Annotated in this window: 12 protein-coding genes; 2 read left to right on the forward strand and 10 right to left on the reverse strand. The window is 72.3% G+C overall.

The annotated features are described in order from the left end of the window. Window positions 1–57: 57 nt before the first annotated feature. From ABD466_RS25805 to cysC, 6 genes are all read right to left on the reverse strand, one after another. Window positions 58–5538, reverse strand: coding sequence for an ATP-binding protein (locus tag ABD466_RS25805; protein WP_344659754.1), 5481 nt, complete (start codon window positions 5536–5538; stop codon window positions 58–60). A 204-nt stretch (window positions 5539–5742) separates the two neighbouring features. Next, window positions 5743–7503 (reverse strand): protein kinase family protein, encoded by a 1761-nt coding sequence (locus tag ABD466_RS25810; protein WP_344659755.1) that lies wholly within the window; start codon window positions 7501–7503, stop codon window positions 5743–5745. A 117-nt stretch (window positions 7504–7620) separates the two neighbouring features. Then, window positions 7621–7890 (reverse strand): Ada metal-binding domain-containing protein, encoded by a 270-nt coding sequence (locus tag ABD466_RS25815; protein ID WP_344659756.1) that lies wholly within the window; start codon window positions 7888–7890, stop codon window positions 7621–7623. 46 nt (window positions 7891–7936) lie between these two features. Further along, window positions 7937–8644 (reverse strand): 2OG-Fe(II) oxygenase, encoded by a 708-nt coding sequence (locus ABD466_RS25820; RefSeq protein ID WP_344659757.1) that lies wholly within the window; start codon window positions 8642–8644, stop codon window positions 7937–7939. Between the two features lie 10 nt (window positions 8645–8654). After that, complete coding sequence (locus tag ABD466_RS25825) at window positions 8655–9158, reverse strand: methylated-DNA--[protein]-cysteine S-methyltransferase (protein ID WP_344659758.1); 504 nt, start codon at window positions 9156–9158, stop codon at window positions 8655–8657. A gap of 84 nt (window positions 9159–9242) precedes the next feature. Continuing rightward, complete coding sequence (gene cysC / locus ABD466_RS25830) at window positions 9243–9791, reverse strand: adenylyl-sulfate kinase (protein WP_425558739.1); 549 nt, start codon at window positions 9789–9791, stop codon at window positions 9243–9245. Window positions 9792–9841: 50 nt separating this feature from the next. On the opposite strand from cysC, the gene ABD466_RS25835 reads away from it, so the two are divergent. Beyond that, window positions 9842–10672: a PhzF family phenazine biosynthesis protein gene (locus ABD466_RS25835; RefSeq protein WP_425558736.1), complete on the forward strand. Its 831-nt coding sequence runs from the start codon at window positions 9842–9844 to the stop codon at window positions 10670–10672. Between the two features lie 243 nt (window positions 10673–10915). Here the strand turns inward: ABD466_RS25835 and ABD466_RS25840 are convergent, their stop codons facing one another. From ABD466_RS25840 to ABD466_RS25850, 3 genes are all read right to left on the reverse strand, one after another. Next, window positions 10916–11605 carry a lysophospholipid acyltransferase family protein gene (locus ABD466_RS25840; RefSeq protein ID WP_344659760.1) on the reverse strand — a complete coding sequence of 230 codons (690 nt, stop codon included), beginning with the start codon at window positions 11603–11605 and terminating at the stop codon, window positions 10916–10918. A gap of 89 nt (window positions 11606–11694) precedes the next feature. After that, on the reverse strand, window positions 11695–12528 hold the full coding sequence (locus tag ABD466_RS25845) for an acyl-CoA thioesterase (RefSeq protein ID WP_344659761.1): 834 nt from the start codon (window positions 12526–12528) through the stop codon (window positions 11695–11697). A 106-nt stretch (window positions 12529–12634) separates the two neighbouring features. Next, window positions 12635–13318 carry a maleylpyruvate isomerase family mycothiol-dependent enzyme gene (locus ABD466_RS25850; protein WP_344659762.1) on the reverse strand — a complete coding sequence of 228 codons (684 nt, stop codon included), beginning with the start codon at window positions 13316–13318 and terminating at the stop codon, window positions 12635–12637. 124 nt (window positions 13319–13442) lie between these two features. Here ABD466_RS25850 and ABD466_RS25855 point away from each other — a divergent pair, with 124 nt between their 5' ends. Then, window positions 13443–13943 carry a YbhB/YbcL family Raf kinase inhibitor-like protein gene (locus ABD466_RS25855; RefSeq protein ID WP_344659763.1) on the forward strand — a complete coding sequence of 167 codons (501 nt, stop codon included), beginning with the start codon at window positions 13443–13445 and terminating at the stop codon, window positions 13941–13943. Between the two features lie 196 nt (window positions 13944–14139). Here the strand turns inward: ABD466_RS25855 and ABD466_RS25860 are convergent, their stop codons facing one another. Further along, the gene (locus tag ABD466_RS25860; RefSeq protein WP_344659764.1) at window positions 14140–15366 is read right to left on the reverse strand and encodes a saccharopine dehydrogenase family protein; all 1227 of its coding nucleotides are present in this window, start codon (window positions 15364–15366) and stop codon (window positions 14140–14142) included. Between the last annotated feature and the right edge of the window lie 46 nt (window positions 15367–15412).

Here is a 15412-nt window from a genome sequence, read left to right on the forward strand (position 1 = left end):
AGCATCGAGCTCGGCGAGGAGGCCCTCGCCGAGCTCGAAGCCCGGTTCCGGCTGGGCTCAGTTCTGCCGGGCCTGGTACGCCTCGATCGCCGCGATCACCTTCGGCCGCAGCTCGGCGGCCTTGATGACCTCGTCCACCGAGCCGACCTGGACGGCGCGCTGGATGCTGTGCAGAGCGTCGAACTCGGTGGCCACCTCGCCGAGCTTCTCGGCGCGGACCGAGGCGCGGAGCTCGTCGAGTTCGGAGGCCAGGGCCGCGCGGTCGGCGCCGGAGGCGGCCGTCACCCGGGACTCCAGGTCGCGGACGCGGGGGTCGTTGGCGGTGCGGGCGTTCACGTCGCCGGAGAACACCACCGCCGCCGCGGGGGCGCCGCCGAGGACGGAGGCGAAGGAGCCTTCCAGGGCCAGGACCGTCATGTTCGGGTTCAGGGCCTTGGAGAACACCACGAAGGCGCCGCCGTGGTAGCGGGAGATCACGCAGAAGACGATCGGTCCCTGGAAGTTCACGATCGCGCGGCCGATCTCGGCGCCGTACTCCAGCTGGAGCTTGCGCATCGATTCCGGGGAGCCGTCGAACCCGGAGAGGTTCGCCAGGACCACCAGCGGGCGGTTGCCGCTGGCCGCGTTGATGGCGCGGGCCACCTTCTTCGACGACAGCGGGAACAGCGTGCCGGCGGTGTAGGTGTCCGGGCCGTCGGTGGGAGGGAAGCCCTTGCGCGGCACCTGGCGGGACTCGATGCCGACCAGGCAGACGGGCAGGCCGCCCAGGTGCACGTCCTGCACGACCGCCGTCTCGGCGCCCGCCATGCCGGCCCAGCGCTCCAGGACGGCGTGGTCCTGGTCGGACAGGGCGCGCATCACCGTGCGGATGTCGAACGGCTTCTTGCGGTCCGGGTTGGAGGACGCGGAGAAGATCTCGCCGACCGTGGTGAAGTCCGAGCCCGCGTAGGTGTGCGGGAACGTGGAGATGTCGCGGTCGGTGGGGTCGTTCGTGGCCGCGCGACGGGGGGTGGTCTCGCCCGGGGCGATGTACGTGTGGTCGTAGTGCGCCATCAGCACATCGCGGGCCGCGGCCAGGTTCGGGGCCCAGTACTGCGCCTGGCCGTTCGGGCCCATGACGCGGTCGTAGCCGCCGATGCCGAAGTTGTCCTCGGCCGAGACGCCGCCGGAGAAGTCCAGAGCGTGCTTGCCGGTCAGGACCATGGCCGAGTCCGGGGTCATCACCAGGACGCCCTTGGTGTGCATCAGCATCGTGGCTTCGGCGTTCCAGTACGGCTGGGCGCCGACGGTGGTGCCCGCGACGACGATGTTGATCTCGCCGCCGGCCTGGGTGTACTCGACGATGCGCTTCAGAGCCGCGGCGACCCAGTCCAGGTTCTCGGTGCCGGACTCCATGGAGATGCGGGCGCCGGCCGACAGGGCGTACCACTCGACCGGGACCTTCATCTCCTCGGCGAGGTTCAGGGCGCCGATCACGCGGCGGCACTCCGGCTCGGACAGCGCGCCGAGGGACTTCGTCGGGTCGCCGAGCAGCACCACGCGGGTGACGCCCTGGCGGTGGCGGCGGGTCTTGGTGGTGACGACGCCGGCGACGATCGCCGCCTTGTTGCGGCCCTTGGGACGGTCGACGGGGACCAGCTTGTGGTGCTCGTCGAGGTCGTGTTCGGTGAAGTCGCCGAGCAGCTCGGTGAGCTCGTAGGGGTAGACGGTGTTGCGGCTGGCCGCGCGCAGCACCTTGAGGCGGTAGTCGTCCAGCGGCTCCACCGGGTCCAGGGTCGGCTCGCCGACGCTCAGGGTCGGGGTGCCGGCCGCGTCGAAGCGGACCCGGACCGCGATCTTGATCAGCTCGCCGGTCTTCCAGGAGCGCTGGCGGCCGATGAGCTCGATCTCCTCCAGGCCGGCGCCCGCCGTGGAGGGCAGGATGCGCTGGGCGATCAGCTCCAGCTCCGAGCGCTTGATGTCGGACGGCGGCCAGATGTAGACGACGATCCGGTTGGTGTTGAACCGCTTGTTGGAGGGCCGTCGCTGCTGGGCGCGGCGCAGGGAGTCCACACACGCCGCGATCGCGTCCTCCGCGGTGGGCAGCGCCACCAGGCGGCCGTCGTGCTCGCGCAGCTCGGTCAGGTCGCGCACCTGCGTGAAGGCCACCAGGCGGTCGTCGGCCGGGTTCTCCCGCGCGACGCACTGGTACAGGTACACGTCCTCGTCCGAGGAGGGCAGGCGCGTCAGGTCGAACTTGCTCAGCCGCTCCAGCTGCATCCGCTCGGCGATGTACGGGTGCAGGCCCCGGATCAGCCGCTCCTCGGTCATCCCGGTGCTGGAGCGCCGGAACGTGAAGTGGTGGTGCATCACGGAGTTGCGGCGTCCGGCCACCGTGGTCGTCACCCGGCGGACCTGGCTCGGCAGCGGGTGCGCGCTGATCACGCGCTGCAGCTCGGCGGCCGCCTCGTCGGTGTCCGGCTGGTTCTCCCACAGCAGATACACGTCGGCGTCCAGGGCGCCGTCGGAGGAGCCGATCTCGGCCAGGCCGTCCAGCGCGTCGCCGAGCCGCTCGAACGGCACCGCCGCCGAGAGCAGGCGCGAGCCCTCGCGCTCGGCCACCACGAAGGTGCAGCCGCCGGCCTTCGCGGTCTGCAGGCCGGTCAGGCCCTTGTTGCCGTAGTAGCGGCGGGTCAGGACCTCGAGCATGACCGAGTTGTCCAGGTCCGGGTGCACCAGGCGCTGGCCCAGCAGCCGCACCAGCGGCTCGGTGCTGCGCACCATCTCGGCCATCCGCTCGGCGCGGTCCTCGGCCTGCGGGTTCTCGTCCAGGTAGCGCAGGTTCTTGCGGACGCCGGCGTAGACCCGGGCCCGGTTGCGGCGCAGCAGCGGCTGGCCGAACCACGCGTAGACCACGCCGCGCGCCAGGTCGGCGATGTTCGGGAAGCGGACCTGCGTGGCGGCCACCAGCCGCTCCAGCACCAGGCCGGCGGGCTCGCGCAGCGACTCGTCCGGCGGCAGTTCGCGCAGCCAGGTGCGCAGCAGCGCGCCGACCACGGCGGCGTCCACCGAGGCGCGCTGCCGGGCCAGGAAGATGCGGAACACCGCCGCCTCCAGCCCCGGCGAACGGTCCAGGTCGGTGACGCCGTAGTGGGCCAGCGCCTTGCCCAGCGCGGTCTGGAACGCCTCCGGCACGCCGGACCGCTCCACGTCCAGGCTCTGCAGGTAGGTGTGGAAGTACTCGTGGGCGCTGTGCACGTGGAGCTCGTTGGCCTCCTCGCCGCCCGGGCGGTTGCGGCCCAGGGCCGCCAGGTCCGCGAACACCTCGATCAGGCCGAGCTCGCCGGCCAGCGGCCGCAGGCCCTCCTCGATCGCGGCGGTGCGGGCCGTCAGGTAGCCGTCCAGGACCCGGCCCTCGTCGTGCGGGTCGACGTCGTAGCCCAGCAGCAGGCTGCGCAGGTCCTCCAGGCCGCGGGTGACCCGGGCCCGGGCCGGCACCTGCGACGGCGCGGCCGGCAGGTCCAGCTCGACGGTCTGGGCGGCCGGGGCGGCGCCGGCCGCGGCGCCCGCGTCCTCGTCGTCCTCGACGACCGGCTCCAGCCGCAGGATCGGGGCGCCGGTCTCGACCTGGGTGCCGACGGTGACCGCCAGCTCCTTCATCCGGGCCTTGAACGGCGCGCGCAGCACCGTCTCCATCTTCATGCTCTCCAGCACGACCACCGGCGCGCCGGCCTCGACCTCCGCGCCGACCGCCACCGGGGTGGCGATCACCAGCGCCGGGGCCGGGGAGCGGACCACGCCGCCCTCGTCGCGGCTGACGCGGTGGGTGACGCCGTCCACCTCGACCAGGTGCACCGAGCCGTGGGTGGCGGTCAGCAGCCGGAAGCGCTCGCCGTTGACCACGATCTGGCCGGTGTGCCGGTCGAAGCGGTCCAGGTCCACGTCGGCGGTGCGGACCTGGTCGCCGGCCTCGATGCCGACCCGGTAGCGCTGGGCGCCGACCCGGGCCACCCGGACCCGGTAGCCGGTGCCGCGCAGCTTCAGGTCCAGCGGGCGGCCGGACTCGTGCTGGACCTGCGGCCGGCCGCCGGAGGCGGTGGACAGCAGGCGGTCGCGCTCCAGGACCTCCTCGTCCTCGTAGGCGTCGATGGCCGCGGCGGCCAGCGCCACCGAGGCGTTGCGGTGCGAGACCAGCCGGCCCTGGGCGCGGACCCGGTCGATCCAGCCGGTGTCGGCGGAGGCGTCGAGCACCTCCGGCTGCTCCAGCAGGTCCAGGACGAAGCTCTTGTTGGTGGTGCCGCCCTCGATCACCACGGAGGTCTCGGCCATCGCGCGGCGCAGCCGGCCCAGGGCCTCGTCGCGGTCCCGGCCGTAGGCGATGACCTTGGCGATCATCGAGTCGAAGTCGGCCGGGATGGTGTCGCCCTCGGAGACGCCGGTGTCGACCCGGATGCCGGGGCCGGCCGGAAGGTCCAGGCGGGCGATCCGGCCCGGGGACGGGGCGAAGTCGCGGTCCGGGTCCTCGGCGTTGAGCCGGGCCTCGATGGCGTGGCCCCGCTCGGCCGGCGGCTCGCCCTCCAGCCTGCCGCCGGAGGCCACGTGCAGCTGGGCCTTCACCAGGTCGAAGCCGGTGGTGGCCTCGGTGATCGGGTGCTCGACCTGGAGCCGGGTGTTGACCTCCAGGAACGCGAACCGCCGGTCGCCGGGGTGGTAGAGGAACTCCACGGTGGCCGCGCCGCGGTAGCCGACGCGCACGGCGAGCCGCTCGGCCGAGGACTTCAGCTCCGCGGCCTGCTCGGCGGACAGCACCGGCGAGGCCGACTCCTCGATCACCTTCTGGTTGCGGCGCTGCACCGAGCAGTCCCGCACGCCCAGGGCCCAGGCCGTGCCCTGGCCGTCGGCGATCACCTGCACCTCGACGTGCCGGGCGCCGGTGACCAGGCGCTCCAGGAACACCACGCCGGAGCCGAAGGCGCGGGCGGCCTCGGCGCTGGTGCGCTCGTAGGCGTCGACCAGTTCGGCCTCGTCGGTGATGACCCGGATGCCGCGCCCGCCGCCGCCGGCGGTGGCCTTGAGCATCAGCGGGTAGCCGATCTGCGAGGCGGAGGCGATCGCCGCCTCCAGGGTCTCCACGGCGCCGCGGCTCCACGGCGCCACCGGCACGCCGACCTCCTCGGCGATCAGCTTGGCGCCGATCTTGTCGCCGAGCTGCCGCATGGCCTCGGCGTCCGGGCCGATGAAGGTGACGCCGATGCGCTGACAGAGCTCTGCGAACGCCGGGTCCTCGGCGACGAAGCCCCAGCCCACCCACGCCGCGTCCGCGCCGGTCTCGCGCAGCGCCCGCTCCAGGACCTCCAGGTCCAGGTAGGGCCGGTTCGCGGCGGCACCGAGGTCGTAGGCGATGTCGGCCTCGCGGACGAAGGTGGCGTCCCGGTCCACGTCGGTGTGCAGCGCGACGGTCTCGATCTGCTCGGCGCCTCCGGCGCTGAGTTCACGGACCGCGTGGATCAACCGCATCGCGGCCTCTCCACGGTTGACGATGGCGACTCGACGAAACACCGGCCGGGCCCTTCCTCTATTCGAAGGCACCAGACGCACGACCGGTCGGCTGGCCGGTTTCCCCGCACAGTCGATGGAGTCGGCCGGACGTACTGGATGTGACTGGTCGGAGTGTAGTGGATTCCAGTGGAGGGACTGTGGAGCAAAAGGTGAAGGCGAAGCTACCGGCCGGTAGTCTCCCGGTCGGTGGTGCGGCCATTACCTTCAGCAGCCGGTATGCGAACCGGTGGCCGATTTGATCAGGTATCCGCCGCCGGCGGGGGTCAGCGTGTAGGTCAGAGTCCAGACGCTGCACGTCTGTTCGGGCGTGTCCGACGGTCCGTATCCGGCGGCCTGCCGGCTCCGGAAGGTGATCACGGCGGTGGTCGCCGGGCCGGTGCCGCCGGGACTGAGGCTCTTGAGCACCCCCTGGTCGTCGGTGCTGGTGGCCTCGGACTTCTTGAACGCCGCGCGCTGCTGCGCGTCGTTGGTGTCGACGTCGCCGTTCGGATCGTAGAGCGCGAGCGCCGCGTCGAAGTCCTTGGCGGTGACGGCGGCGAAGAAGGAGTCGAACAGCGTCGCGACCGGCACCGCGCGCGGGTCGGCGACGAGCGAGGCGTCGATCTGGACGACGCCGACGGAACTGGTCACGGGCGGCGGGGGAGGCGGGGTCGGCGTCGGCGTGGGGGTGCTGGAGGTCGTGCCGGTCGGCGACGGGGTGTCCGTGGTCGAGCCGGTCGTGGACGGGGTGCCGGTGGGCGCCGTCGTGGAACCGGACGTGGCCGGGGTGCCCGTGCCCACGAGGCCGCTGCCGGAGCGGGAACCGTCGATCGTCGTCGAGGCGACGGTGCCGCTGGTGCTGCCGAAAGCGCCGGCCGCCGCGGCCGCCCCGGCCGCGATGCCCGCCGCGACGACGACCGCGCCGGTGACGACGAGCGGGCTGACACGCTTGCGGGACGGCTGCTCCGGAGGCGGGCCGTAGGACGGGGCGCTGCCCGGTGTGCCGACGATGTCGGCCGCCGGGACGGTGAGCGCGACTTCGGGGGCGTGGGCCGGTGCCGGTGGTGCCGGGGCGCTCGCCGCCGGCACCGGGTCGGCCGCCGGCGGCATCGCGACGCTGACCGTCACCTCCGGCGAAACCGGCGACGCCGCCGCGGCCGCCATCCTCAGCTCCGCCATCCAGTCGTCCAGTGTGGGACGGTTGCGCGCGTCGCCGTTCAGCGTGGCGGCGGCCAGGGCGGCGAACCGCGCCGATATGTGGCCCAACCGGGATGGGTCGCGCTCGGTCGGATTCCGCGCGATCATGCGCGTCGCCAGCAGGCCGAATTTGTAGACGTCGGCGGCCGGGGTGCCGGGCTCCTCGCCCTCCGGCAGCTCCCACCCCGGAGTGTGGACCAGCGGGAGGACGTCCGCGTCCCCGAGCCGCATCGCGTCGCAGTTCAGGAAGAAGCTGCGGTGCGTCGACGGCGCGAACACCAGGTTCCGCGCCGAAAGATCCCCGACGCGGACGCCGAGGCGGTGCAGCCGCTGGAGGGCGTCGACGACGTCGGTGAGCAGCAGCAGCCGGTCGCGGTCGGAGATCAGCAGCCCGAGGTCCTGCAGGATCCGGTCCTCGTTGAGCAGGTAGGTGAACTCGGCGCTCATGTGCACCGTGCCGGACCCGGTGACCTGGCCGAAGGAGAACTCGGCGGGGATGGCGCGCATCAGGAAGCCGACGACCTCGACGCCCTCGGTGACCAGCGTCCGCGGCCACGCCGTGCGCTCCCGCAGCCAGATCGCCTCCGGCCCGGCCCGCCCCGGCAGGTCGCCGAGCGCGTCCAGGGCGACCGCGTCGACGTGGGAGGTCGTCCCGGGCCGGTACCGCTTGAACACCAGCACGCCGCCGTGCGCGTCGCGCGGCTGCTCCAGCTGCACGACGCTGCTGCGGGACCCGGCGTGGAGTTCGGACCCCAGAACCAGGGAGCTGATATCGATCCGTGCGGTCATGGCTCTCCTGGGTTGGGGGACCGTTCGGGCAGCGGCGCGGCGTTGGCGTGGCGACTGCGGATCAGCCTATGTCGCGCCCACGGTAGCTCGGACCCTAACGCAGAGATCTGTCGACCTTCAGACGCCACCCATCGCGACTCGCCAAGCCTTGTAGCGGTCCGGCAGGCAGCGCGCGCAGGGCCGGAAACCCGCGGCGCGCGCCGTGTCCTCGTCGGCGAAGAAGACACGGTGGCGGACGTAGCGGCCGGCCGCGATGTGGCGCAGGGCGCTCGGGCAGTCGAGGCGGCCGTAGATCCGGAGCCGGCGATGGCCGCCGAGGGTGCCCGGGGTGGGGCTCTCGTAGGGGCGGCCGTCGGTGCCGAGGAGGGTCCAGCCGCGGGTGCTCACGCGCTCACGTGCCTCCAGGCCCACGTGCCCAGGCGCCCACACAGGCTCATGCCGCGTCGTGGAACACCAGCCCGAGCGCGTGGCGCCGCCCGGAGCGCACCGTGCTCACGCCGTGCCGCACCGGTCCGGCGGACCAGCCGCGGGCGCCGCGGACCGGACGGTCGCGGGTGGTGAAGATCAGACCGTGGCCGCGGGGGAGCGGCGTGGCGGTGCCGCGGGACTGCGCGCGGGGACGCTGCTCCACGAGCAGGAACTCGCCGCCGGTGTAATCCGTGCCGTACTCGTCGAGACCGATCACCACTTGCAGCGGGAACACCATGTCGCCGAACAGGTCCCGGTGCAGGGCGTTCCAGTCGCCGGGGCCGTAGCGGAGCAGGATCTGCGCCGAGCGGGCCTGCCCGGCGGCGTGGCAGCGGTCGATCCACGCGGTCAGATCGTCCGGCCACGGAGCCGGGCGGCCCAGACGCTCAGCCCAGTCGCGGGCGATCGGCAGCAGGTGGGGCCACAGCGCCGCGCGCAGGTCGGCGACCACCGCCGGCAGCTCGTGGGTGAAGTAACGGTACTGGCCCGAGCCGAACCGGTGCCGGGCCATGTCGACCGTGGTGCGGAACAGCTCGGGCTTCTCGTAGAGGGCTGCGACGTCGCCGCACTGCTCAGCAGTGAGCAATCGCGGTGTCGGAGCGCAGCCGTGGCCGTCGAGCTCGGCGGTGATCGCCGGCCAGTCGGCGTCGGCCAGGGCGGTGACCGGATCCATGGCGGCCTCCTCAGACCAACAGCGGCGCGATCGCGCCTTCCAGCGCCAGCAGCTGCTGCTTGCGTTCCACCCCGCCGGCGTACCCGCGCATCGAGCCGTCGGCGCCGACCACCCGGTGGCACGGGCGCACGATCAGCAGCGGGTTCGCGCCGATCGCCGCGCCGAGCGCCTGAACACGGTCCCGCGGCAGGCCGAGGTCCTCGGCCAGGGCGCCGTAGGAGGTCGTGGTGCCGTAGGCGATCGTGTCGAGCGCGTTCCACACGTACCGCTGGAACTCGGTGCCGGACACGGCGTAGGCGAGGTCGAACTCGGTGCGGGTTCCGGCGAAATACTCGCGCAGTTGACGGACCACCTCCCTGAACGCGTCGCGGTCTTCGCTCCAGGCGTCGCGGATCGTCGGGGCGGAGCGCTGACCGGACATGGATACGGAACTCAGCTTCAGGCCGTCCGCGGTCGTGTCGCCGACCAGCAGCAGCGGCCCGACAGGGCTTTCGATTTCGGTGTAGACCTTCATGCCTCCATTGTGGGCGGCGGACACCCGACACACTGGCGGGATTCGGACATGGCGGCGACGGTCAGGCCACGGGTCAGGCCACGGTCAGGCCAGTCCCCGCGCGGAGAGCAGCCGGTACACGGCGCTCGCCGATGCTGCCGGCGACTCGTGGCTGGTGTCGAGGCGGAGATCGGGGGCGGCCGGCACCTCGTAGGGATCGTCGACGCCGGTCAGGCCCGAAATCTCCCCCGCGGCCTGGCGGGCGTAGAGGCCCTTCACATCACGTTGCGCGCACACCTCCAGTGGCGTCGCGACGTATATCTCCATGTACGGGATCCCGGCCGCCTCGTGCCGACGGCGCACCCGCGCGCGGCAGGCCGCATACGGCGCGATCACCGGCACCAGCACGACCGCCCCGGCGCGCGCCGCCGCCTCGGCGAGCCCGCCGACCCGCCGCACGTTCTCCTCCCGGTCGGCCCGCCCGAAGCCGAGTCCGGCCGAGACCGTGCGCCGCACTTCGTCGCCGTCCAGGACGGCGACCCGCCGTCCCCCGGCCCGCAGCCGCGCCGCCACGGCCGCGGCGATCGTGCTCTTCCCGGCGCTCGGCAGGCCGGTGAGCCAGACGGTGGCTCCGGCCCCGGGGTCCTGGGTGATCACCGGCGTGAGTCTCCCACGGCGAGGCGCCTTTCCGGCAGGCTTGGCCCATGACAATCAGCGTGAGCATCGTCGACGCGTTCACCGACGTCCCGTTCCGAGGCAACCCGGCGGGGGTGGTCATCCTCCGTGAACCGCGCGACGCGGCGTGGATGCAGGACGTCGCCTCTGAGTTGAAGCACTCGGAGACGGCTTTCGTGGTGGTGCCCGAGACGGTGGCGGAGAAAGGGGCGGCGGCGGGGGCGACGACGCGGGACGGCGCCGACGAGCCCCTGCCCCTGCGGTGGTTCACCCCGGTCGCGGAGGTCGACCTGTGCGGCCACGCGACGCTGGCCGCCGCCCACGTCCTCGGCGGCCATCGCACTTTCAGCACCCGCAGCGGCCTGCTGCACTGCGTCGCCGAGCCCGACGGCCGGGTCGAGATGGACTTCCCCGCCGACCCCCAGACCCCGGTCGAGGTGACGCCGGCGATCCTGGCCTGCCTGGACGGAGCGACCCCGGTCTCCGTGACCCAGGGCCGCGAGGACTACCTGGTGCGGCTCGCCGACGTCGAGACCGTGCGCTCGCTGGCGCCGGACCTCGCAGCCGTCGCCGCGCTGCCCGGGGCCAGGGGCCTGATCGTGACGGCCGCGGACGGTCCCGCCTCGATCGTCAGCCGCTGCTTCTTCCCGGCCTACGGCATCCCCGAGGACCCGGTGACCGGCTCGGCCCACTGCACGCTGGCGAGCTTCTGGTCGCCGCTGCTCGGCGTCACCGAGCTGGAGGCGGAACAGGCGTCGGAACGCGGTGGCCGACTGCGCCTGCGGATCGAGGGGGAGCGGGTGCATTTGTCCGGGCACGGGGTGACTGTGCTGTCCGGGACCCTTAACGACGGCTGGTAACGGCGGCTGACGGGCTGGCCTGGCGGGCTGGTGGGCTGGTGGGCTGGTGGGCTGGTGGGCAGGTGGGCAGGTGGTGGATGGCGGCTGGCTGGTGGCTGGCGGACTTCGGGTCGTTGCCTGAGCAACCGCCCCGCAGCCCGCAGCCCGCAGCCGCCGACGCACCAGCACCCGCCTCAGCGAACTGCGACTCCCCGCGGACTTTCAACACATTGGCCGAAGGCCGTAATAAGCAGCGGCCCTAACCTAAGCGGCCGCCTTCCCTTCCTTCACATCCGACGCGTACACGTGCCGGTACTCCTGCCCCGACAACTTCTGAATCGCCTCGATGACCTCGTCCGTAATAGCGCGCCGCACCAAAGCCGGCTTCCCCAGCGACTTGGCCTCGCTCAGGTCCAACGGCGCGCCCACACGGATCGTCACCCGTCCCAGCCTGGGCATCTTCTTCCCGGGTGGCTGCACCCGGTCCGTCCCGATGATCCCGATCGGGATGATCGGCGCGCCCGAGCGCAGGGCGATCTCCGCGATGCCCGTCCGCCCCCGGTACAGCTTCCCGTCGGGCGACCGCGTCCCCTCGGGGTAGATCCCGAACAGGCCGCCGCCCTCCAGCACCGCCACGGCCCCCTCCAGCGCTGCTGTCGTGGCGTTCCGGCTCCCCGAGCGGTCCACCCGGACCGCGCCCGCGAACCGCGCGTAGAAGTACTTGTTCCACAGTCCCCTCAGTCCGCCGGCGTCGAAGTACTCGGCCTTCGCGATGAAGGTCACATGCCGGGGCACGACGATCGGGATGAAGAAGGAGTCCGAGAAGGAAAGGTGGTTGGCCGCCAGGATGGCGGAGCCGTCCGTGGGGATGTTCTCCAGACCCTCGACCCGGGGTCGGTAGACGATCTTCACGAGCGGTTCGACGACGAACTTCGCCGCCTGGTACACGAACATCTGCGCGCTGACCTCATTCTTTGTCTGGCCGCGGGTCGATGGGGACGCGGTTGAGACTAGCGGATCACAGCCACCCACGGACGGCGCTCTCACCCGCCCGCGTTCACTCTCAGCAACCCTTCCTGCACCACGGTCGCCACGAGTACGCCCTCCCGGGTAAACAACCGCCCGGTGGCCAGCCCTCGCGCTCCCGAAGCCGAAGGCGAAGCCTGGTCGTACAGCAACCACTCGTCGGCCCGTGCCGGCCGGTGAAACCAGATCGCATGATCCAAAGAAGCGATCTGTACCTCTTTGTGGGGGAGCAACTGGTGGCGGATCAGCGTCGTGGACAACAGTGTCAAGTCCGACACATACGCCAACACCGCTGTATGCAGGTGTGGATCGTCCGGTAACGGTGCGGACGTCCGCAACCACACCTGCCGCTTCTCCGGCCCCGTCCCCGGCACCCGCCGGATGTCGAACGCGGTCCATCGCCGATACAGGATGTTCCAGAGCGCGTCCTCGCCGTCGTCGGCGGGTTCCTGCGGAATCGCCGGCAGGCTCTCCGGGTCCGGCGCCTCCGGCCGTGCGTCGGCGTGGTCCAACCCCACTTCAGGGATCTGGTACGACGCCGACATCACGAAGATGTTCCGCCCGTGCTGCCGGGCCACGACCCGCCGCGTGGAGAACGACCGCCCCGTCCGTGACCGGTCCACCTCGTAGACGATCGGCGCCGCCGGGTCCCCGGGCAGCAGGAAGTACGAGTGCAGCGAGTGCACACTCCGGTCCGCCTCCACCGTCGCGGTCGCGGCCGTCAGCGCCTGCCCCAGCACCTGCCCGCCGAACACCCGCTGCACGTCGGTGTCCGGCGAGGCGCCGCGGAACAGGTCGTCCTCGATCTGTTCCAGGTCGAGCAGGTCCATGAGGGACTCGAACGTGGCCAAAGGGGCGTCTCCTCATGTCGGATTCCTGTACGCACCGCATCGCACCGCACCGCACCGCACCGCGCGCCTCGATTTTAGGCGCCGAGTCCCTCCCGCCGGACGGAAGCTACTCGGTGAGGTCGGTCACGGGCGGCCCGAACACCGGCAGGAAGTCGACGATCCCCTCGGGGTCGCCCTTCCACCCCGCCGCCAGCATCTGTGCCCGCGACCGCCGCCCGACCACGATCCGGGCGAGTTCGAAGTCCGACGTCTCCAGGCTCGCCACGACCTCGTCGCCCTCGGCGCCGAACCGCCAGCTCCCCGAGCCCGTGGCCAGCTGGATCGGCGGGTGCCCGGCCCGTCCCCACTCGATCCCCTTGAACTTCGTCATCAGCCCCGCCACGAACGCCGCCTGCGGCGTGTCCCGTGCCTCGACCCGCCCCAAGGCGCCCCGGATGTCATGAGCGTGATGGAAGACGTCGAACACCGAGAACACCCCTCGCCGCATCTCGGGCGTGTCCAACAGCTCCTCGACCCGCGGCGCGTCGGCACTCCACTGTTCGCAGATCTCCGCCAGCGGCATCTGCTCGCGCGCCGCGACATGCCCGGCCGTCCACGCCGTGTCATGCGGGTCGCCGACCGTGCCGGCCAGGATGTCGGCGCAGACCCCGGCCAGGTGCGCGTACGTGTCGTGCACGCTCCACCCAGGCAGCGCGGGCACCGCGGTACCCGCCTGCTCCTCGCTCAAGGTCGCCGCCAGATCAGTCAGCTCGGTTCGGATGACGCGATAGTGCCGGCCCGCGGAAGACATGGCGCCTCCACCTCTTTTCTGTAGGGTTACAGTGCCCAGGATCACTAGCAGGATCAGTATTCGACGACGCGGTCGGACGGGAGTGGTGTGCGTGCCCTATAGCAATTCGGAGAAGGTGCCGTCTATGACGGTGACCTCCGAGAGTTTCCAGGCCGGGGAGCGTCTCGCCCCCGAACACGGCGGCGAGGCGTTCGGGGTCTCCGGCGGGCGGGACCTGTCCCCGCAGCTGTCCTGGGGCCCGCTGCCCGAGGGCACGAAGAGCGTCGCGGTGACCATGTTCGACCCCGATGCCCCGATCCCCTCCGGCTTCTGGCACTGGGGCCTCGCGGACCTGCCCGGCGACACGACCGAGCTGCCCGCCGGCGCCGGTTCCGGCGACGACGCGCTCCCGGGCGACGCCTTCCACCTCCCCAACGAGATCGGCGGGCGCCAGTACGTCGGCTTCGGCCCGCCGGCCGGCACCGGCCGCCACCGCTACGTCTTCGCGGTCCACGCCCTCGACGTGGACTCGATGCGCGAGCTCGGCGCCACCCCGGAGACCTCGTTGGCGGTGCTGCACTTCCTGATGCGCGGCCACACGCTGGCCCGCGGCATCATCGAGGGCTGGGCCAGCGCCGACGAGTAGGCGCGGCCCCGCACCAACGGCTTCGACGGCCGGCCGGCGCGCTGCCGACCGGCCGTCCCTGATGGCGGGGCGCCGAGCTGCGTCAGCTCCGGCGACGTCAGCTCCAGCCCGGTCAGCCCCAGCCTCAGCCCAAGCCCAAGCCCCAGCCCGGTCAGGTCCAGCCTCGTCAGCTCCAGCTCGGTCAGCCTCGGCCATGTCAGCCTCGCCGCACCGGCCCCGGCGACTGGGTCGGCGGCTCCTCCAACGTCCGGAACACGATCCCCGCCCGCGTCAACCGCGCGATGAGCGCGTCTCCCATGGCCTCGGCCGTGGTCACCTGCCCCGCGGTCACCGGCAGATCGTCGAACGCCAGACAGAGCGCTGACTCGGCGAGCATCTTCGACGTCTCCCCATAGCCCGGGTCGCCCCCGGAGACCTCGGTCACCACCGACCGCCCACCGGCCTTGGCGTGCAGCCGCAGCGTGAACCAGCTCTTGGCCCGCCGCCGCTCGTCAGGTCCCTCTCCCGGCTTCACGTATCGCCCGACCGCCGAGCGCAGCGGCTTGATCTGCGCCGACACCGCCAGCACGCCGATCCCGGCCAGCCCCGCCAGCCCCATCGGAAGCCGCCGCACGGCCGCGTAGTGCCCGTAGCGGAAGTCCGGCCCGTACTCCGGCAGGGCGGCCGCGCTGCGCAGCACGATCTGGTTGTCGATCACCGGCAGCGGCGCGATCCACGCGTGCGCGACCCGGTCGTGCCGCGGCGGGCCCGCCAGCACCCCCACGCGCCGCCCGGCCGGCAGCGGCTGCGCGGCCCGCCGGGCCTTCGCCGTGCGCGCCATCGCGCCGGGCCGCGACATCGCGGTCATGGCCGAGGCCAGGGTGCCTCCGGAGAAGGCGCCGTTGGAGCGGATGAACCCCTGGATCCGCACCGGTCCGTCCTGCGGTCCGAGCTGTCGCATCGTGTAGAGGACGCCGAGATCGGCCGGAATGCTGTCGAAGCCGCAGGCGTGCACCAGCCGCGCGCCGGTCTCCAGCGCCCGCGCGTGGTGCTTGAGGAACATGGCGTCGACGAACTCCGGCTCGCCGGTCAGGTCGACGTAGTCGCACCCGGCGTCGGCGCACGCCGCCACGAGGGGCTCGCCGTAGCGCAGATAGGGACCGACGGTGCTGATCACGACCCGCGTGCTGTCCGCCAGCTCCTTCAGCGCCGCCCGGTCGGTGGCGTCGGCGACGACCAGCGGCAGCTCCTTGAGATGCGGATGCCGTTCGGCCAGCCGGTCCCGGACCGCCGCCAGCTTCGCCGTCGAGCGCCCGGCCAGCGCCCACCGCGCGGCGGCCGGAGCGTGTTCGGCGAGGTAGTCGGCGACCAGCGAGCCGGTGAACCCCGTCGCGCCGAACAGCACCAGGTCGTACTTCCTGCCGGGATCCGTCATGGCCGCCATCCTTACTACCGGTCGGTAACCTTGTTGGGTCCACCTTAGGACCCAC

It is taken from the genome of Catenulispora subtropica, assembly GCF_039531675.1.
Lineage (GTDB): Bacteria > Actinomycetota > Actinomycetes > Streptomycetales > Catenulisporaceae > Catenulispora > Catenulispora subtropica.